Source organism: Rhizobium sp. L51/94 (assembly GCF_019355555.1).
Lineage (GTDB): Bacteria > Pseudomonadota > Alphaproteobacteria > Rhizobiales > Rhizobiaceae > Rhizobium > Rhizobium rhododendri.
In genome coordinates this window covers 52,388-72,924 of sequence record NZ_CP072142.1, presented here as the reverse complement: position 1 = coordinate 72,924, position 20,537 = coordinate 52,388, and the positions used below count along the sequence as shown (strand labels likewise).

Annotated in this window: 15 protein-coding genes; 11 read left to right on the top strand and 4 right to left on the bottom strand. The window is 57.4% G+C overall.

Going from position 1 to position 20,537, the window contains the following annotated elements; translation table 11 throughout:
- Position 1: 1 nt before the first annotated feature.
- The 4 genes from J5274_RS18400 (at position 2) to J5274_RS18385 (ending at position 4,882) form a co-directional block, all read left to right on the top strand.
- Positions 2–943 (top strand): GDP-L-fucose synthase, encoded by a 942-nt coding sequence (locus J5274_RS18400; protein ID WP_219275429.1) that lies wholly within the window; start codon positions 2–4, stop codon positions 941–943.
- A gap of 1 nt (position 944) precedes the next feature.
- Positions 945–2,057 carry a glycosyltransferase family 1 protein gene (locus J5274_RS18395; protein ID WP_219275428.1) on the top strand — a complete coding sequence of 371 codons (1,113 nt, stop codon included), beginning with the start codon at positions 945–947 and terminating at the stop codon, positions 2,055–2,057.
- A 440-nt stretch (positions 2,058–2,497) separates the two neighbouring features.
- Positions 2,498–3,544: an FkbM family methyltransferase gene (locus tag J5274_RS18390; RefSeq protein ID WP_219275427.1), complete on the top strand. Its 1,047-nt coding sequence runs from the start codon at positions 2,498–2,500 to the stop codon at positions 3,542–3,544.
- Between the two features lie 93 nt (positions 3,545–3,637).
- The gene (locus J5274_RS18385; protein WP_219275426.1) at positions 3,638–4,882 is read left to right on the top strand and encodes a hypothetical protein; all 1,245 of its coding nucleotides are present in this window, start codon (positions 3,638–3,640) and stop codon (positions 4,880–4,882) included.
- Positions 4,883–5,214: 332 nt separating this feature from the next.
- Here J5274_RS18385 and J5274_RS18380 read toward each other — a convergent pair whose 3' ends face one another.
- On the bottom strand, positions 5,215–6,642 hold the full coding sequence (locus J5274_RS18380; RefSeq protein WP_219275425.1) for a mannose-1-phosphate guanylyltransferase/mannose-6-phosphate isomerase: 1,428 nt from the start codon (positions 6,640–6,642) through the stop codon (positions 5,215–5,217).
- 586 nt (positions 6,643–7,228) lie between these two features.
- Between J5274_RS18380 and J5274_RS18375 the strand changes: the two genes are divergently transcribed.
- Positions 7,229–8,359 carry a glycosyltransferase gene (locus tag J5274_RS18375; RefSeq protein ID WP_219275424.1) on the top strand — a complete coding sequence of 377 codons (1,131 nt, stop codon included), beginning with the start codon at positions 7,229–7,231 and terminating at the stop codon, positions 8,357–8,359.
- Positions 8,360–8,937: 578 nt separating this feature from the next.
- Here the strand turns inward: J5274_RS18375 and J5274_RS18370 are convergent.
- The 3 genes from J5274_RS18370 to dinB all read right to left on the bottom strand — a co-directional run bounded on the left by J5274_RS18370 (position 8,938) and on the right by dinB (position 12,411).
- Complete coding sequence (locus tag J5274_RS18370; protein WP_219275423.1) at positions 8,938–10,368, bottom strand: phosphomannomutase; 1,431 nt, start codon at positions 10,366–10,368, stop codon at positions 8,938–8,940.
- Positions 10,369–10,658: 290 nt separating this feature from the next.
- Positions 10,659–10,946 (bottom strand): hypothetical protein, encoded by a 288-nt coding sequence (locus tag J5274_RS18365; protein ID WP_219275422.1) that lies wholly within the window; start codon positions 10,944–10,946, stop codon positions 10,659–10,661.
- 367 nt (positions 10,947–11,313) lie between these two features.
- Positions 11,314–12,411: a DNA polymerase IV gene (dinB, locus tag J5274_RS18360; RefSeq protein ID WP_374113753.1), complete on the bottom strand. Its 1,098-nt coding sequence runs from the start codon at positions 12,409–12,411 to the stop codon at positions 11,314–11,316.
- 144 nt (positions 12,412–12,555) lie between these two features.
- On the opposite strand from dinB, the gene J5274_RS18355 reads away from it, so the two are divergent.
- The 6 genes from J5274_RS18355 to J5274_RS18330 all read left to right on the top strand — a co-directional run bounded on the left by J5274_RS18355 (position 12,556) and on the right by J5274_RS18330 (position 20,537).
- Complete coding sequence (locus J5274_RS18355; RefSeq protein ID WP_219275421.1) at positions 12,556–12,864, top strand: hypothetical protein; 309 nt, start codon at positions 12,556–12,558, stop codon at positions 12,862–12,864.
- 362 nt (positions 12,865–13,226) lie between these two features.
- On the top strand, positions 13,227–13,982 hold the full coding sequence (locus J5274_RS18350) for an ImuA family protein (RefSeq protein ID WP_219275420.1): 756 nt from the start codon (positions 13,227–13,229) through the stop codon (positions 13,980–13,982).
- Positions 13,900–15,414: a DNA polymerase Y family protein gene (locus tag J5274_RS18345; RefSeq protein WP_219275419.1), complete on the top strand. Its 1,515-nt coding sequence runs from the start codon at positions 13,900–13,902 to the stop codon at positions 15,412–15,414. The genes J5274_RS18350 and J5274_RS18345 overlap by 83 nt, the downstream gene beginning before the upstream one ends.
- On the top strand, positions 15,411–18,710 hold the full coding sequence (locus tag J5274_RS18340) for an error-prone DNA polymerase (protein WP_219275418.1): 3,300 nt from the start codon (positions 15,411–15,413) through the stop codon (positions 18,708–18,710). The genes J5274_RS18345 and J5274_RS18340 overlap by 4 nt, the downstream gene beginning before the upstream one ends.
- A 241-nt stretch (positions 18,711–18,951) precedes the next feature.
- Positions 18,952–19,590, top strand: coding sequence for an aldehyde dehydrogenase iron-sulfur subunit PaoA (gene paoA, locus J5274_RS18335; protein WP_219275417.1), 639 nt, complete (start codon positions 18,952–18,954; stop codon positions 19,588–19,590).
- Positions 19,587–20,537, top strand: a complete 951-nt coding sequence (locus tag J5274_RS18330; RefSeq protein WP_219275416.1) for a xanthine dehydrogenase family protein subunit M — start codon at positions 19,587–19,589, stop codon at positions 20,535–20,537. Before paoA ends, J5274_RS18330 begins: the two co-directional genes overlap by 4 nt.

The following is a 20,537-nucleotide window of genomic DNA, read 5'->3' as shown; positions in this document are numbered from 1 at the left end:
AATGGACAAAAACGCTAAAATATATGTTGCAGGCCATAGAGGAATGGTAGGCTCAGCTATCGTCCGCCGTCTTCAATCCATTGGCTATGAGAATATCATAGTCCGAACACATGCGGAACTGGATCTAATTGACCAGGGGGCGGTGTCAGATTTTTTTGAGACCGAAAAGCCTGACTACGTTTTCATGGCAGCAGCAAAAGTTGGCGGGATTAACGCCAACAATGTGTACAGGGCCGATTTCCTTTATAAGAATTTGATGATACAAGCAAACGTCGTAAACTCCTCCTATAAGTCAGGCGTCGAACGGCTACTCTTTCTTGGTTCGAGTTGCATTTATCCTCGCGATTGCCCACAGCCGATTCTTGAAGAGTTTTTATTGACTGGGCTGTTGGAACAAACTAACGAGCCTTACGCGATTGCCAAGATCGCTGGTATAAAGTTGTGTGAAAGCTACAATCGGCAGTACGGAACGCGATATTGCTCTGCAATGCCGACAAATCTGTATGGGCCAAATGACAACTATGATCTTAACAACAGCCACGTATTGCCTGCTTTGATCCGAAAATCTCATGAAGCAAAGGTGGCGAAAGACAAACAACTAGTAGTATGGGGTTCGGGAAAGCCCATGCGTGAATTCCTCTATGTCGACGACATGGCTGATGCTTGTGTTTTCCTGATGGAAAGCGACATCGATGATGGCCTTTTCAATGTCGGAACCGGCGAAGATGTAACAATTCGAGAACTTGCGGAGATAATAATGGACGTTGTCGGTTTCGATGGTCAAATCGTGTACGACGACACGAAACCTGACGGAACTCCTCGAAAGCTTCTCAGTGTTAACAGGATGCGAAAATTAGGTTGGGAAGCCACGACAAACCTCCGCGCCGGAATTGCCAAGGCCTATGAAGATTACTTGAATCGTTATATTTATAGGCAGGCATAAATTGCGTATTGGCGTCGATGCCCGAAATCTCGTAACTAGCATTACGGGTATCTCGCGTTATGTTTTAGAAAGTTGTCGCGCACTTTCTGAAATGGGCCATGATCTTATCCTTTATCTGCCCGAGCGGCAACCCAGCAATCTTCAACTGCCAGGACGCGTGAACGCAGCCTTAGCATATAGAGGTGGATTACTGCGCACGGTCTGGGGCCAGACCCGTCTGCCAATTTTGGCTCAGCGAGACGATCTTGACATATTCTGGGGACCTGCACACAGACTACCAACGATGCTTAGTTCCAAATTACAGGCGGTGGTAACAATCCATGATCTAGTATGGCGCGATGCGTCGTCGACGATGACGCTGCAAGGTTGGCTCGCAGATATGTCTCTGATGGGACCAGCGATCTCTCGCGCATCAAGAGTTGTTGCAGTATCAAATGCCACAGCGGTATCTCTCGAGATGGCGTATCCGAACTCAAAGCAAAAAACCAGGGTGGTTTATCCAGGATTGACTGTTTTTCCCGAGCATTTGGCGTTGCCATCCGAATATTTGGACATTCAAAGACCATATATGCTTTTCGTCGGCACGTTAGAACCTAGGAAAAATCTGGCAAAATTACTGCAGGCATATGCACAGTTACCTGGAACGATAAGGCGCCAACTGTCGCTAGTAATCGCAGGTGGGCCAGGTTGGAAAGTCGATCACTTGGCTGATCTTGCGCGACTTGGTATCGCAGACTCGGTTAGAATAGTCGGCTATGTGACTGACGCCCAATTAGCGGGTCTGTACAGAGACGCAGAGTTCCTGGTGATGGTATCACTTTATGAGGGTTTTGGACTCCCGATAATTGAAGCCAACTCAATGGGGACACCTACGATAGTGTCTTCGACGTCGTCCCTCCCAGAAGTCGCGGGAAAGGCAGCAATATTGGTCGATCCGAACAATGTCGACGAAATTTCTAACGCGATAACTAGTCTCTGGAGTGATAGAGACCTTCATGCTCGGTTAAGCGCAAACGCGCTTTCAAATGCGGCGCGCTTTAGCTGGAAAAATACTGCGACCGGCTTGATTTCGGTATTTGAAGATGCGCTCTCTAACTCTTGCAATTCCGCTTAGCTAGGACAAAAAATGGCATCTCGACGGTGAAGTCAGCCTTGGAAAAACGGGTTGGAACTAGATGAAGCTTTAGCTTAGACTTAGATTGTCTAGTTGCACAAGCCAAAGGTTGAAGTGCGCGGATGCTGTTGTTGCCTTTGTAGCCGACGGCCTCTATGGTTAAGTTCCGGTCCCGGCAGTCAATTGAGCAAGCGTCGTCGATTTTTTTGAGAACGGCCAGCTAGTTGGATAATCTCATCGAATTTTCAAATGAATTAAAGAACCGGGACGAGCATCTTTTACAGTCAAAGGGATGCGTCAGATGCCATCACAGTCCATTGATCACGCTAGTTGCAGGTTTGACGGGGGCTGGGCACATTTGGGCGGTAGCTTCAGTGTTGCGTCTGTAGTATCGTTGGTTTTCGCAATTTACTGCCTGCACACTGAGCCTGGAGCCCTGAATGACGACGGACTTTATTACGCGCCAAGTGGGCTTTATGGGTATCTCATTCCCGGTAAGCCTGTCGCCGCACGAGCAAATTATTTCAGAAGAGCTTGAAAGATCGGAGGTATGGGAGCCAAATCAGCTTGTTCTCTACCCTCAACTAGTTCAGGAGGGTGGTGTATTTGTTGACGTCGGTGCAAATGTCGGCATCAACTCAATATTCATGTCCCGCATTGTGACAAATGTTGATGTTTACGCCATTGAGGCATCCGCAGCCAATTATCAACTACTTGTAAAGAACGCGGGTCAAGGTGGGTTGAAGCTTTTTAACCTTGCCATAGCAGATAAAGACGGTTTCATTCAGTTTAGTGGTGAAGGTACAAACGCGCAGATTGCCTCAGAGTTGCATCCTGGCACGGCGTCAGTAGCGTGCCAGACTTTAGATAGCTTTATCCGTGATAACAAAATCGCAAAGATTGATCTAATTAAAATTGATGTGGAGGGATTCACAGACGTCGTGATTAGCGGAGCTAGCCAATCCCTGACTATAACGGATAGTGCAATAGTTGAGTTTTCAATACAGCAGGTATTGGATCGTTACAAAGAAACTCAACTTTCGTTCGCGACGAAGATATTCAAGCAACAGGTAGATTTTTTTCGTCAATTTATGCCGCATGTTTACTACGTCTCTCGTGGCGATGGACTAATTCGGATTGATGATATCGATGAATTGATTGCAATGCTTAGAATAGAGCACGATGTGGGAGATCTGCTTTTCACTAGGAGGGAAGATCTTGTATCATCGTCGGTGGGTTCGTTCAGCCTATCGCGGATTTCGGAGCTTATGCGACAAAATCACTACCGCCTGACAGAGATCGCGACGTTGTCACATCAAAATCACTATCGCCTTACCGAGATCGAGACATTATCGCGTAAGAACGAAAGTCTTGAACTGGCAGTTAGTGAGCTGAAGCAGGAAAATCACTACCGCATCGAGGAAAATGTTCGATTGGAAAAATTGACGCAACAGCTTTCTGGCTACGACGACGCGGATATGGATTAGGTTCTCCCGCCGCGCCCAATCCGGGTGAATTTTGTGAACTGTGCTCACCGTATTACGGTGTCAAATGCGTAATGTTCCCGTGGAGAAGCACAAATGAAGCCAGTTTTTGTTGTCTCGAGTTTTCGAAGTTCAAGTACGTGGCTTTGGGGAAAGTTTCGTCAATCCGAGCAAACCTTAACATACTACGAACCGTTTCACGAGGGTCTATCTCACCTTACTCAAGAACAGGCGATGGCAATTGGACCAGGGGATTGGAAGTCGGGGCACCCAGAATCTGCCCCATATTTTCTTGAGATGATCCCGCTCCTAAAAGCGGAGGGCGGAGTGACCGCTTTTAACACGAGTTTTGCATTTCAAGAGTTTATTGCATCAAATGGAATCGATGGGGAACTTTCCAAGGAACAACTTTTATATGTAGAAACACTGCTCTCACTCGCGAAGAGCCGAGATAAAACTCCTGTACTGGCGTGCACGCGGTCATTGGGAAGAGTGGCGGGGCTGAAAAAAGCATTCGGGGGAGTCTACATATTTTTGTATCGACCAATGTATGACCATTGGATGTCTTACCTTTCGCAAGCTCGTGCTGGGAATACATATTTCATCGAAACAACAAACGAAATTTTGCGTTCCAACAAACACGATGATGTCATTCGTTGGATAGGTGATCGATATCCAATATCGGGTGTAGGTGAAGAAACGCCCGATCTACTCACCAATAATTTCTACAGACATTTCGCGCTACATATATATTTGTATATAGTCGCCTTCGAAATTTGCGACATCAAGATAAATGTGGCCGATGTTTCGCGTGCTCGGGATTTAGGTGTTGTTGCGGAGGACGCAATTGCGGATAAAACTGGAATTAGAGTTAGTATTCACGACGCCGAGCGCAAGGTGGAGAGTCATGATTTCTTGTACTCCCCAGAGGAATTGATTGAAATCGAGCAATATATACTAGATTTAATCAAATCTTCTGTGCCGCAGAGAGATTTTGCAAGGGATTTTCGTGAAGATTTTAACCGGGATGTTTCGATGGTCAAAGCTTTATCCGGCACGAAGCTGGAGCGCCAACTCATTGATAACGAAATGCAAGTTATTAGTGCCGAACTTGCAAGAACGTCCGAGGTGCTGAGAGATAAAATTGTCGAAATTAGATTAAAGCACCACGCTCTTGCTATTGAAAGTAATAGAAATGCGTCGTTGCGCAATGATATTGAGGCCATTAGAAAGCAAGTTCTGAGTATAACGGAAAGCAGATCTTGGAGGATTACACGTCCAATCAGGTTTTTCTCGAGATTGTGGCGTAGTTGCTTCAATAGTTGTTTTGGCAAGTCTTGAACCCGGCGAACCATTTCCGCTAGCGCTGTTTGTTTCTCGATAATCTAAACAAAGTCACATATGGGACTAGTTGGTGTAAACTCTTTGAGTATGGTTCTGTCCGCGTGCTGGCGGCCGACGGCGGGCAGATTATGGACGTCTATCCTGGACCCGCAAAAGCACCACGACTTAACCGTCGACTATTCCATCGCGTCCTAATAGTTGCCGATCTACATTTTCGCCGAGAGCCTCTCGAGGCCCACGCCGGCAGTAGGTGATAGGCCGGTCCCACGGTCGTGGGTGGCGCTCGAGTGAATGGTCAAGCTGCCACCGACGATCGCAAACTATTTTTATTAGGTGCGGCCGAATTCGTCGTTGAGGCGGATGATGTCGTCCTCGCCGAAATAGGAGCCGGTCTGCACCTCGATCAGCTCCAGCAGGATCTTGCCCGGATTGGCCATGCGGTGGACTTCGCCGAGCGGGATGTAGACGGACTCGTTCTCGCGCACGACCTGCACCTTGTCGCCGATGGTGACTTCGGCCGTTCCCTTGACGACGATCCAGTGCTCGGAGCGGTGATGGTGTTTCTGCAGCGACAGCTTCTTGCCGGGCGTCACGAAGATGCGCTTCACCTGGAAGCGGTCGCTCTTGATCAGCGACGTGTAGCCGCCCCAGGGGCGATAGGACGTGGGATGGGTTTCGGTGAGTGTCGCGGTCTTCTTGTGGCCGGCCAGCAGCTTGACCAGCTTGCCGACATCCTGGCTGTCCTTCAGATGTCCGACATAGACGGCATCTTCGGATGCGATGACGGCGACGTTCTCGAGACCCTGCACGGCAAGATGAGTACCGTGGGTCATGACGAGAGAGTTCCGGGTGTTGACCAGCGTCGTGTTGCCGGCCGACACGTTGCCGTTCTCATCCTGCTTGCCGACCTTCCACACCGAATCCCAGCTGCCGAGGTCCGACCACAGGAAGGACGAGGGGACGACGGCGGCATTCGACGTCTTTTCCATGACGGCGTAGTCGATGGATATGTCGGGGCTCTTGGAAAACGCCTCGCTGTCGAGACGGGTGAAGTCGAGATCGCGAACGCCCTTGGCAAGGGCTTCCTTGGCCGCCTTGACCACGGCCGGTGCAAATTCGGTCAGCTCCGCCAGCAGTGGCGTCACCGGGAAAACGAAGATGCCGGAATTCCAGTAGAAGCCGCCGGCAGCGAGCATCGCTTCGGCTTTGTCGACGGGTGGCTTCTCGATGAAGCGCTTGACCGCATGGGCGCCCGAGGCCAGCGACTTTCCGACTTCGATATAACCGTAACCGGTGGCAGGCTCGGTCGGGGTGATGCCGAAGGTGACCAGCTTGCCTTCTGCCGCCGTGGCACGGGCGATACGGATGCAATCGAAATAGGTGGCGTCTGCCGTGATCTCGTGGTCGGAGGCCAGAACCTGGATGATGGTATCCTTGCCGAAAAGATCGCTCGCTACAGCGGCTGCGGCGGCGACGGCGGGGGCCGTGTTGCGGGCAACCGGCTCGAGCAGCACGGCTGCAAGTTCGATGCCGAGTTCGCGGGCCTGCTCGGCCACGAGGAAACGGAACTCCTCATTGGTGACGACGATGGCCGCTTCGTAAAGGTCCCTGTCGGAAACGCGCGACAGGGTGTTCTGAAACAGTGTCTGGTCTCCCACGAACTGGATAAACTGCTTTGGCGCCGTGGCGCGCGACAGCGGCCACAATCGAGTTCCCTTGCCACCGGCCATAATGACCGGGACGATTTTTGCTGCCATGAATTCGATCCTCTTTAAAACTTGTCGTCGATGAATTTCTGCAGGCGAGGTCATCTCGCCGCCGTCTGCGCAGTTCTTGTAAGGTTGTCCGCTGTAATTTTCTACTGCTCTCTGCACTCCACCAAGTGCGCACCGATAACATGATTAGTTACGCCTTCCTTCAGCACATAGATCGTAGATCTGCAAAGCGGGGGAGGGAAGCGACAAACACAAATGACCTTCCTGTCCCTACCATGCCAGCCTTCCGTGGAGCCGCCATTCACCAATCGCCTAATCAGCGATCCAAATCCGATATCCCCCTGAAATACACAAACTCCAGCCGCGAAACGAGTTATGCCAAAGTAGCGCTACTCGCTCCGACCGCGATTTACGTAAAATAGGGAGAAAATTCTACCAAACTTCGTGAGGTTACGGCGGCATTGATGCTTTCACAACGGGCCGTGAGCGTCCGTATTTCAGTCGACTGGCGTGTCATCGTTCACGTTTGCCTTTACGCACAATTCGGCACCGGCTAACACGCGTGTTAGGAGCCACGCCGCCGCTTGATCAGATGGCGGAAGCTCAAAATTAGTTAGAGGCCCTTAGTATGCGTGTTCTTCATTTTTTCAAGACCTATTATCCTGATTCTTTCGGGGGCGTTGAGCGCACAATTCATGCGATAGCCAAAGGGTCGCTCGCCCATGGCATCCATTCGAACGTGCTGTCACTCAGTCGCGAGCCGTTCGCCAATACATTGGAGTTTGACGGCCACATGGCGTACAAGGCAAAATTAGATTTCGAATTTGCTTCTACCGGGTTTTCTCTTGAGGCTATTTCCAAGTTCAAGGAACTAACTGCAGAAGCCGATATTGTCCACTATCATTTTCCCTGGCCGTTCATGGATCTTGTCCATATGCTGCATCCTCCGGGTAAGCCAAGTATTGTCACATATCATTCTGATATCGTTAAACAAAAATTTCTTTTGCGACTCTACAAACCGCTCATGCACCGGTTTCTAGGTAGCATCGATTGCATAGTGGCGACTTCGCCGAATTACGCCAACAGTAGTGAGGTTCTTCGAAGATACAGTGACAAGACCGAAGTCATCCCGATTGGCCTCGACGAGTCGGATTATCCACGCGCTTCTGAAGAAATAAAAGCCAGCTGGAAGGCCCGCTTCCCGGAGCCATTTTTTTTATTCGTAGGCGTGCTTCGCTATTATAAAGGTCTTCACACATTGATCGAGGCAGCAGAAAATGTTCACGCTGGTATTCTGATCGCTGGTGAGGGGCCCATGGGAGAAGAACTTAAACAGCAGACAAAACGCGCAGGCTTGTCCAATGTGCACTTTCTGGGTCCTGTCGGAGATGTCGACAAAGCAGCACTCTTAGAGCTTTGCACCGCGTTCGTTTTTCCGTCGCATCTACGTTCGGAAGCTTATGGGCTGTCTCTGGTTGAGGCGGCAATGTTTGGTAAACCTATGATTACGTGCGAGCTCGGTACTGGCACGAGCTTTGTTAATAAGGACGGGAAGACAGGCACGGTGGTGCCGCCTAGAGACGCGGTGGCGCTGGCGAACGCCATGAAGATGTATCTCCAAAATTCAGATGTTCTCAGCTCTCACGCACATGGGGCAATGACACGTTTTCGAACCGAACTCGGTTCGAAAAACATGGTTAAGCGCTACTGCGAAGCTTACAAAAAAATTTTTGACGATACCCAAAAAGTTATCAGATAGCTGCTTTGCCACGTGTAAGTCGCCTTCGCTCTGGGCTGGCGCCAGCCGTAAGCGCCCGCTTTGGCCGATGTGAGATCAAGATCGCAGCCTAGCTGCGTAAGACGTCGTTGGTGCAGAAAACCGCACGATCTTTACCCTGTTCAAGATAGTCTGCAACGTGGCAGGTGTCCGCGCATAGGCAATGCGCTCCCGTATCCTCGCATGACCAAGAGTGATGCCAAAGAAAAACCGCAGGGCTCAGATCGTTGGGTTTAAGGGCCGTCCACGATAACTACGGCGAGACCAGATGCACCTGACATGCATGCCTTCCACTCCTAGACGGGACGGCGATGGCCCGAAATAGCGCGAGAACTTCGTCACCGCGTGCAAATACCATTGTCGTGTCATCGATCACATGCTGACGTAGCGGCTGCCCTCTGTCATCGTCATCTCCTGTTTGAAGGATTGGGCTGAAATAGCCCTATCCTTCAGATTAGCGGTCCACTATCCAAATCAGTACCCCTAAATACTGTGCAAACGGCTCCGTTTAATCCTGAATGTCGCTCCGACATATTCTCCCGACTGCCCGAAAAAGCGACTTATTGCCCTGTTCGGGCAAAGGCGCGGACCAGATCAAGTCCTTGGATCAAAAGCGACTTTGCCTCGTTTTCGCTCGCCGCCTCGACATAGCAGCGCATTTCCGGGGCGTTGCCCGAGGGACGGAAATGGATCATCCGGCCGTCCTCCAGCATGACTTGCAGGCCGTCTATGTCGCTCGTTGAGGCCACCGATCCAACAGGTGCCAGAAACGCAGCCAGATTGCTTTCAGAGGCGCGCAGATGCGCCATCAGCGCGCCGCTGGTCTCGAGTGCGAAATTCTCCAGCCGGTCGGCTGCGGCAAAGGGCAGGCTGTAGCCGGCGGCGATCTGAGACAGGGTCTTCTTCGAAGCCGCTGCCGCATGGAGCGTGGCAAGGATCGGCAGAAAACTATCGCGCGTCGGCAGGGGCTGGATGGTCGTGCCGTTGACGGTAAAGGCGCTTGCCGTCAACGTGCCGCCATTGGCCTCGAAACCCATGACGCCCGGCCGTCCGTCCGCAAGCGCGGCGTTCATGCCAGCGATCACATAGGGCGAGCCGACGCGGGTGCGGGTGACGCTGTAGCGGCCGGCGGTCTCGATACCGGAATTGGAGGTGACAGGCGTAACGAGCACGCCGGCACCGAGGAAATTGGCGGCGATGAGACCGAGGAGGTCGCCGCGCAACGGCTCGCCGTGTTCGTCCGAGACCAGTGGCCTGTCGCCGTCGCCATCGGCGGAGACGATGGCATCGAGCCGGTGTTCGTTCGTCCATTCGCGAAGAAGTTCGACGGTCTGGGCAGAGACGGCTTCGGTATCGACCGGGATGAAGCTGTCGGAGCGACCGAGCGGCACGACGCGGGCGCCGTAATGAGCTAGGACTTGCCCCAGCAGGTCGCGGGCGACTGTGCTGTGCTCGTAGACGCCGACGGTCAGGCCCACAAGGCTGCCTGCTGGCAGGAGTGCGGCGTTGCGGCTCAAGAACTGTGCCTCAGCCTGATCGCCGCGCTTCTCCGCGCTGGCAGGCGAGGCGTCGATGGCACTGTCGCCGATGGCGGCCGCTTCCGCTGTGATGGCTTCTTCGTCCTGCTTGTCGATTTCGCCGTCCGGGCGGTAGAATTTGATGCCGTTGCGATCGGCCGGAATATGAGAGCCGGTCACCATCAGGCTGGCGGCTCCGAGTTCCAGGCCATAGAGTGCCAGCGCTGGCGTGGCGATGGCGCCGCAATCGATCGGTACGAGGCCGGCGCGCTCCAGCGCCCCGATGCAGGTCGCAGCAACTGATGGGCTCGACTCGCGGAAATCGCGACCGACGAGAACGGGGTCACCAGGCTTGGCATGGCCGCTCTTCAGGAGATGACGGGCAAACGCCGTTGAATAGAGAGCCGAGGCGCGGCCTTCGAGATCGACAGAAAGGCCGCGAAGGCCGCTCGTTCCAAATTTGAGACTGCTCACGCGATAACTCCCGACATTGATAAGGCTTTATGGCGCAGGACCGAAGATCGATCAACCGACGCAAACGGACGGACAGTTGTTTGTCGGAGGGCCTCGGTTAAGGAGATCTACAGCGTGCATTTTCGCGTCGGCCGCCTTGGTCAGCACCGGCAGTCGCACGTCGCAGGGGAAACCACCGCCGCGGCTGAAAGTGGTCTTGGCGACGATCGACTAGGCCGCAAAGCTACGCAGGCAGGTGTCAGTCGCGATTGCAGACGCCAACGTCGCGAGCCAGGATCCGGCAAGGCCGATCAGGAGCGACAAAAGGACGAACGTGTCAGCGGACGGCTGGCGCAGACGCTGTGTTCGTGCCGAGCGATGAGACGCTGTTTCAGGAGGCTCCCGATCAGAGCGGCGATGTCCTGCCCGCCCGTTCTGCCGAGACTGTCGGGCGTGTATCCTGCGCAGGATGGCGGCGTTGTCAAACCATAGGTCACCCGGACAGCGGGTGCCGTGAAGGAGACGCCAGCGCCAACGAGGATTTTTGTCTCATCCCTCGCCGACAATTCCGTGAACGCGCCGAGAGTGACCAAACTCACCGTGGGCGCTTTGAATTAACAACGTCGCTATGTCTCGCCAGCTCCTTCCTGTCGTTGAGATCAAATTTCCGGACCGGGGCTCGATCAGGGCGGCGGAACAATTTTCCCTACCCAAATCAGCTCGTCGTTTTTCGCATGGCTGCGCTGCAACAAAGTCTATTTAATGTGCTGGAAGATCGGCTATCTTCTGGTCATCGAAGCGATGCACCTCCTCCCGCAGAGCTTCGAATTCAGGCGGCCCACTCCTCCTCCCGGGGACGCCTGTCGGAATAGCGGCGCTCCTCCTCCTAGGCCGCTATTCGGTTCTTTTCAAAAAGCCTGCCGCACCTCCTCCCGCGGCAGGCTTTTTCGTTTTGGGTCCAACGCGTCAGAGGCCTAGAGCGAGTTGCGGTTCTGCCACGTGGTCTTCCGTGTTCAGCGATGACAGGGTAACGCCCAGCAGTCGCACCGGACGTTTGAACGGGAACGCCGATGCGAGCAGAATCTCTGCGGCCTCCAGTGCCATGTCGATATCCGAGATAGGCCCTGACAGGGTTTTGCTACGGGTCGCTTGGCTGAAATCCGAATATTTGATTTTAACAGTCACCGTCCTTCCCGTGATGGCGTTGGCCTCACAATGGCGCCAGACCTTTTCGGCCAACGGTCTCAGCTCGGCCTTGGCCAGATCGAGATCGTCGATGTCCTCGACGAACGTATCCTCGGCGCCAACAGATTTGCGGATCCGGTCGGGCCTGACCTCGCGTTCGTCGATGCCGCGGGCGACCCCGTAGAAATAGGGGCCGGACTTGCCGAAAGTCTGCTGGAGGAAGGCAAGAGACTTCGATTTGAGGTCAAGGCCGGTCTCGATGCCGTGCCGTTTCATGCGCTCGGCCGTCGCAGGCCCGACACCATGGAATTTCTTGACGGGGAGGATCTCGACAAAGCCCGGGCCATTCTTCGGGGTTATCACCGCCTGGCCATTCGGCTTGTTCAGGTCGCTTGCCATCTTGGCCAGAAACTTGTTGTAGGAGATGCCGGCAGATGCATTGAGGCCGGTGACAGCCTTGATCTTCACGCGGATCTCCAGCGCAATGTCGGTGGCGATCGCCATGCCCTTCAGGTTCTCGGTCACGTCGAGATAGGCCTCGTCGAGCGACAGGGGCTCGATCAGGGCTGTGTACTCAGCAAAGATGTCCCGGATCTGCTGCGACACCTGCCGATAGACCTCGAAGCGTGGCGGCACGAAGATCAGCTCCGGACATTTCCGCTTGGCGGTCACCGACGGCATGGCCGAGTGGACACCGAAGGTTCGCGCTTCGTAACTTGCCGCCGCCACGACACCCCGGGCCGCCGATCCGCCAACGGCCAGCGGTCGTCCGCGCAGGTCAGGATTGTCGCGCTGCTCGACCGAGGCATAGAAGGCATCCATGTCGACATGAATGATTTTGCGAGTTGGCGGTAGCGTCACGTCGTTCATGGTGGCCATATGAGAAGGTCATCGAAACAAAAAGAGAACATATCAGCGTTTCGACCGATATCCAAGGCGATTGACGGTGACTTGCCCGCTTGAGGCAACCTGTGGGCCTAAGGGACGTTGAGCCAGGTGACATCAGCAACAGGAGATAGCCGCATGGCCGACGACAGCACCCTGAAGATCCGAGCCACCTTCTCGACCCGGGCCGCAGCCGATCTGGCGGTCGAGCATCTGGTTCAGCAGCACGGCATCGCAAGGCCTGACATCTTCATCCAATCGACCACCAATGAAAACACCGTCGGCACGTCGCCATCGGGCGGAGACCTTTCGCACAATGAGGGCGCGCGCGACGATGCGCCGCTTGGCGGCGAAATCGAAGTGTCCGCTAACATCGCTTCCAGCCAAATTACGGTTGTCCAACGCAGTCTGGGCGAGGCGGGTGCCATCCGCGTCTCGGGCCAATAGGCGCCCACGCCTTTGCATGGCCGTGGCGAGTGGCTCTCCGAATGGGAGGGGGGACACATTGAGCCTTTCCCCAGAAAGGGCAACCGCCTCCCGGTCGCATCCACGCTGGCACCGGATACGCCCGACGCCTTGTCCAGCCAAATGCTCACCGATTTTTTTCGCGAGGCCGGATACGGCGCGAGCGAAGATACAGCTCTGATTCGGCTCAATAATCTTCGCATTTTCTAAAATTGGAGGATGATATTCCTATTTTATGCTGACTTGACTCTGATTGCGCGTCGGAACAGAACGTGAACTTCAATCGATGAAACGGCATGACGTCGTTCTGATGAGCACCATGAACCGAGAGGATTGCGTGAACGATGACGGCTGCAAGAGAGCACGTCATAGCCGATCTGCGCAGCCGCATCGCCTCCCTTTCGCGTGGCTCGGCGAAGCAATTGGAAAGCCTGCCCTTCGGTGTTGGCGAGATCGATGCCGTGCTGCCGGGAGGCGGTCTTGCGCGCGGGGCTCTTCATGAGTTTGCAGGCGGTGGCGCCGGAGCCGTCGATGGCGCAGCCGCCGCCCTGTTCGTTGCCGGGATTGCGGCCCGCACCAAAGGCAAGATCGTCTGGTGTCTGACGCGTCCAGACCTTTTCTTCCCGGCGCTGGCCCAAGCGGGCCTCGATGCAAACCGGGTCATCTTTGTCGAGGGTGATCAGCAAGAGGATGTGCTTGCGTCCATGGAGGAGGCCTTGTCCTATGGCGGCCTCGGCGCGGTCGTGGGGGAGCTCGTCCGACTACCGATGCTGGAAAGCAGGCGTCTGCAGCTTGCCGCCGAAAAGAAGGGGACGTTGGCCCTCGTCGTTCGCAGATGGCGCCGGCAGACGGAAGCCAACGACTTTGGTCAGCCGACCGCGTCGACCACGCGGTGGCGCGTCAGCGTGCTGCCGTCGGCGGCCTTGCCGGTACCCGGCGTCGGGCGGGCAACCTGGTTGCTGGAGCTGATGAGATCGCGGGCCGGCGCCTGTGCCGAATTTGTCGTGGGAGCGTGTGATGACCAGGGTCGTATCGATCTACCTTCCAGATCTGTCGACGGATCGCATTCGTCGCGCCGCCGATCCGGCCATTCCGGTTGACCAGGCCATTGCCGTGATTGCAAAAAGCGGATCGAAACGCTGGGTGTCGGCCGCCGACGATCCGGCAAGACGGGCAGGTGTGCGCATCGGCATGGCGGCCGCAAAGGCCCAGGCCCTGTTCCGCGGACTGCTGACGATCGAGGCCGACCCGCGGGCTGACGCTGCGGCTCTCGAGCGGATCGCGTTGTGGGCATTAACCCAATATTCGCCCATCGTCGCCGTCGATGCCGAAAACGGTATCGTCATGGACACGGAGGGTGCCGACCATCTGAAGGGTGGGGAGCGTGCCATGCTGACGGGCATCGCCAATCGGTTCGCCGCCAGGGGTCTGACGACGCGTGTCGCCATTGCCGACACATGGGGTGCCGCGCACGCCTGCGCACGGGCGATCAAAAGGGAGACGGTCATCATACCCAGAGGCGAGACCCTGCGCGCCGTCGAGCGCTTGCCCGTCTGCCTGTTGCGGCTCCCGGACAAGATCGTCGGGGATCTCAGGACCCTCGGCTTTCGCACGATCGGGGAGCTCTCCGTGACGCCGCGCGCGCCGCTGACGCTTCGCTTCGGGCCCGAGATCGGGCGACGCCTTGACCAGATGTTCGGTCGTGTCCGCGAGCCGATCGAGCCCATCAGAAGCCCTGGGCAGATTGCGGTCGCGCGCTCTTTCCAGGACCCGATCGGTGCGGCAGAGACGATAGACAAATATGTCGGGCGCCTGGTCGTCGAGCTCTGCGCCGAACTTCAAAGACAAGGGCTGGGGGTCCGGCGCGCCGACCTGATCGTCGACACGGTCGACAATGCCCGCCAGGCCATTCGCGCCGGAACGGCAAAGCCTGCAAGGGACGTGACGTGGCTCACCAAGCTGTTCAAGGACCGCACCGAGAGGATCGATCCCGGTTTTGGCATCGAGAGGCTGACCCTGGTCGCCGTCCTGTCGCAGCCGCTCGAGGAGACCCAGACGGCATCGTCGTTCGTCGAGGACGGTGACGGGGATATCACGCCGCTTGTGGACATCTTCGGCAATCGCGGCCAGCGGGTCTACCGCCTGGCACCGGTTGCCTCCGACGTCCCGGAGCGCAGCGTCCGGCGGATTGCCGCCACCGCTGACGATATCGACGTCTTCTGGTCGCGTCAGTGGCCGCGTCCGGTCCGTCTGCTTGCCCATCCGGAGGAGGTCGAGGTGATCGCGCTGCTGCCCGACCATCCGCCGGTGTCGGTGACGTGGCGCGGCAAGCGCCGGCGGGTCAAACGTGCCGACGGGCCCGAGCGCATCTTCGGCGAATGGTGGCAGCGCACGTCCGAATGGGCGGCGGTTCGTGACTATTTCATCATCGAGGACGACGCAGGCGAGCGTCTCTGGATTTTCCGCTCCGGCGACGGCGTCGATGGTGGGACCGGATCCCACGCATGGTTTGTCCACGGAATTTTCGCATGAGATATGCCGAGCTGCAGGTGACCACGCATTTCAGTTTTCTAAGGGGCGCCAGTTCGGCCCACGAGCTGTTTGCAACCGCCAAGGACCTGGGCATCGATGCGATCGGGGTCGTCGATCGCAACTCGCTTGCCGGCATCGTCCGTGCACTCATAGCCTCGCGCGAAACAGGCGTGCGGCTGGTTGTCGGATGTCGCCTCGATCTGGCGGACGGCATGTCGATCCTCGTCTATCCGACCGACCGCGCCGCCTATGCCCGGCTGACGCGGCTCATCACCCTGGGAAAGGCAAGGGGCGGAAAGAACAACTGCGTTCTGCATCTGGACGACGTCGCGATGTATGCCGATGGCCTGCTCGGTATCCTGGTCCCGGACCTTCCCGACGAGACGTGCGCCGTCCAGCTGCGCAAGATGGGCGACGTCTTTGGGGATGGTGCCTACCTCTCCCTGTCGCTGAGGCGCCGCCCCAACGACCAGCTGCGCCTGCATGAGCTGTCCAACATCGCCGAACGCCTCAAGGTCAAGACCGTCGTTACCAATGACGTGCTGTTCCACGAGCCGGGCAGGCGGCAACTGCAGGATATCGTTACCTGCATCCGCAACAACACCACCATCGACGCGGTCGGGTTCGAGCGGGAGCGTCATGCCGACAGGTTCCTCAAGCCGCCGGAAGAGATGGCGCGTCTGTTCCCGCGCTACCCGCAAGCGCTGCGGCGAACCATGGAGATCGTCGAGCGCTGTCGATTTTCGCTGGAGGAATTGACCTACCAGTATCCGCTGGAAGCCATCGTTCCTGGAAAGTCGGCGCAGCAATCCCTCGAGCACTATGTCTGGCAATGCGTGCCGGATCGCTATCCGGAGGGCCTGCCGCCAAAGACGCTGCAGATCGTCCGCCATGAGCTCGATCTTATCCAGAAGATGGAATACGCGCCGTATTTCCTGACGGTCTTCTCGATCGTGCGGTTTGCACGAAGCAAGGGCATCCTTTGTCAGGGGCGCGGCTCGGCTGCGAATTCGGCCGTCTGCTACATTCTTGGCGTCACCTCCATCGATCCCGAAACCAACGATCTGCTGTTTGAGCGCTTCGTCAGCCAGGAGCGGGACGAACCGCCGGACATCGATGTTGATTTCGAGCACGAGCGGCGCGAGGAGGTCATCCAATGGATCTACAGGACCTATGGCCGGGAGAAGGCGGCCCTCTGCGCGACCGTGACACGCTACCGCGCCAAGGGGGCGATCCGCGATGTCGGCAAGGCGCTGGGCCTGCCGGAAGATCTGATCAAGGCGCTGTCGTCCGGCATGTGGTCGTGGTCGCAAGAGGTGAGCGGCCGAAACGTGAAAGAGCTCAATCTCAATCCGGACGATCGCCGGCTGGTGCTGACCCTGCAGCTGGCTCAGCAGTTGATGGGAGCGCCCCGCCACCTCGGACAGCATCCCGGCGGCTTCGTGCTGACGCGTGACCGCCTCGACGATCTCGTCCCCATCGAGCCGGCCAGCATGAAAGACCGGCAGATCATCGAATGGGACAAGGACGATGTCGAAGCCTTGAAGATGATGAAGGTCGACGTCCTGGCGCTCGGCATGCTGACCTGCATGAGCAAGGCCTTCGATCTCATCCGCGAGCACAAGGACGAAGACCTGGATCTGTCGACGATCCGCCAGGAGGATCCGGCGACCTATGCGATGATCCGCAAGGCCGACACGCTCGGGACGTTTCAGATCGAGTCCAGGGCCCAGATGGCGATGCTGCCGCGTCTGAAGCCGAGGACATTTTACGATTTGGTCGTCCAGGTTGCCATCGTGCGACCGGGGCCGATCCAGGGCGATATGGTCCATCCCTATCTGCGCCGTCGCGAAGGCAAGGAAAAGGTCGAGTATCCCACCCCGGAACTGGAAGCCGTGCTCGGCAAAACGCTGGGCGTGCCGCTGTTTCAAGAATCGGCGATGCGGGTGGCAATGGTCTGTGCCGGTTTTACCGGCGGGGAGGCCGACCAATTGCGCAAGAGCATGGCGACCTTCAAGTTCACCGGGGGCGTGTCGAGGTTCAAGGACAAACTGGTCTCGGGCATGGTGCGAAACGGCTACACCGCCGCGTTCGCCGAAAAGACCTTCAGCCAGCTCGAGGGGTTCGGATCCTATGGCTTTCCGGAATCGCATGCGGCTTCCTTCGCGCTGATCGCCTATACGTCCAATTTTGTGAAGTGCCACTTCCCGGACGTTTTTTGCGCGGCCCTTTTGAACAGTCAGCCCATGGGCTTTTATGCGCCCGCCCAGATCGTCGGCTGTGCGCGTGTCCATGGCGTCGAGATCCGCCCCGTCTGCATCAACCAGTCCCGCTGGGACTGCACGCTGGAACGGATTGGCGATACGGGTCGCCATGCTGTCCGGCTGGGCATGCGGATCGTGAGAGGCCTGGCTGTCGCCGACGCCGCCCGGATCGTTGCCGCGCGCATGAACGCAGAGTTCGGTTCCGTCGATGACCTGTGGCGCCGGTCTGGCGTGCCCGCCGCCTCGCTGGTCGAGCTTGCGCAGGCCGATGCGTTCCGGCCGGCCCTGAAGCTCGAGAGACGCGATGCGCTCTGGGCGATAAAGGCGCTGCGCGACGAGCCGCTACCCTTGTTTGCCGCTGCCGCTGCACGCGACATGCAGGCCATCGCCGAGCAGCGCGAGCCCGAGGTCGCGCTCAGGCAGATGACCGAAGGCCATAACGTGGTGGAGGACTACGGCCATACCGGGCTCACGCTTCGCGACCACCCAATCGCCTTTCTCAGAAACGATCTGGCAAAGCGCAGCATCGTGACCTGCGAGGAGGCCATGACCGCCCGGGACGGACGATGGGTCATGACGGCGGGCCTGGTGCTGGTGCGGCAAAAACCGGGCTCGGCCAAAGGCGTGATGTTCATCACGATCGAGGACGAGACCGGTCCCGCCAACATCGTCGTCTGGCCGAAGCTGTTCGAAAAGCGGCGTCGAGTGGTGCTGGGAGCCTCGATGATGGCGATCAACGGGCGAATCCAGCGGGAAGGCGATGTCGTCCATCTGGTTGCCCAGCAATTGTTCGACCTGACGGGGGATCTTTCCGGCCTTGCAGACCGGGAGATCGAGTTCAAATTGCCGGCGGGTCGTGGAGACGAGTTTGCCCATGGTTCTGCTGGCGGTGGAGATTCACGCGATCGGGCACCGCCACCGAAACCGCGGGACATTTTTGTACGCCCCTTCCGAATTCCGCATGGCCCGGTCCATGCCGAGCCCGATCCTCAGCCGAGCCAAATCCCCAAAGCCCGCATGGAAGGCAAATGACCCGTCCCGGATCGATCCGGTAAGGTGAAGTGTTGGTGTGCGCCCTTGTCCGCCATGCAGGAACGAGGATCTGATCGGTCGATATGATGCGGCGCACCATCACAGATATATGATCGGGGACGATAGCGGCATGCGACGACGCCCCCTATTTGTCGCCGCCCATAGCCCTAGCTTGGAAAGACAAGGGGCGCTGTGTGAGCACTTTTGCGCCCCGATCTTTTCCAACGAAGCGGAGCCGACCATGCCAAGCCCAATCGATCTGGAACTGTCCCGCCGCGACCTCCTCATCTCATCTGCCGCGACCGTGGTGGTGTCCGGGATAGCGGGCAAGGCGGTGGCGACTGAACCGGCGGGGAGCGACGCGACCTTCACCTCCAAGGTCTCGCTGAGCGTAAACGGAGACCGTCGCGAACTGGACGTCGACAACAGGACGACCCTCCTCGACGCCCTGCGGGAGCATCTTCATCTGACCGGCACGAAGAAAGGCTGCGACCACGGCCAGTGCGGCGCTTGTACCGTCATCGTCGACGGGCGCAGGATCAATTCCTGCCTGACGCTCGCCCTGATGCACGAGGGCGACCAGGTCGTCACGATCGAAGGCCTCGGCAAGCCCGGCGATCTCCATCCCATGCAGGCCGCCTTTGTCAAGCATGACGGGTTCCAGTGCGGCTACTGCACGCCGGGACAAATCTGTTCCTCCGTGGCGATGTTGGAGGAGATCAAGGCGAATGTCCCGAGCCATGTCACGGGCGATCTGACGGCGGACGGAAAGGCGACGCTCGCCGAGATCCGCGAACGCATGAGCGGCAATATCTGTCGCTGCGGCGCTTACTCCAACATCGTCGATGCCATCAGGGACGTTGCGGGGACAGAAGCATGAGACCCTTTACCTTCGAACGCGCCAACTCTGTCGAGGCCGCCGCCAAGGCTGCAGCCAGCAATCCGAACGCCAAGTTCATCGCCGGTGGCACCAATCTTCTCGACCTGATGAAGCTGCAGATCGAGACACCGGGCCACCTGATCGACGTCAACGGTCTCGGTCTCGATAAAATCGAAGCCACGGGCGAGGGCGGCTTGCGCATCGGGGCGCTTGTGCGCAACACGGACCTTGCCGCCGACCAGACCGTGCGGCGCGACTACGGACTTCTATCCCGCGCGCTGCTGGCCGGTGCCTCCGGGCAATTGCGAAATAAGGCCACGACCGCAGGAAACCTCCTTCAGCGGACACGCTGTCCCTACTTCTATGACACCAACCAGCCCTGCAACAAACGCCAGCCGGGCAGCGGATGCTCGGCCATCGGCGGCGTCACCCGCCAACTGGCGATTGTCGGCGCCAGCGACGCCTGCATCGCCACGCATCCAAGCGACATGGCAATCGCCATGCGCGCCCTGGATGCGGTCGTCGAGACCGTGAAGGAGAGCGGGCAGACCCGCGCCATTCCGATCGCCGATTTCCATCGTCTGCCGGGCGACACGCCCCATATCGAGACCGTGCTCGAGCCTGGCGAGTTCGTCACGGCCGTCACCCTGCCCGCGCCGATCGGGGGTAAGCACATCTACCGCAAGGTTCGCGACCGCGCCTCCTATGCCTTCGCGCTGATCTCCGTCGGAGCGATTATTCAGCCCGATGGGACCGGGCGCGTCGCCGTCGGCGGTGTCGCCCACAAGCCGTGGCGGATGGACGCCGCCGAGGTGCAATTGCCGAAGGGCGCGCGGGCCACCACTGCGGTCCTCCTCGCAGACGCCCGCCCGTCCGACCAGAACCGTTTCAAGGTGAACCTCGTCGAGCGCGCGCTCGGTGCTGTCATCACCGAAGCCAGGGGTTGA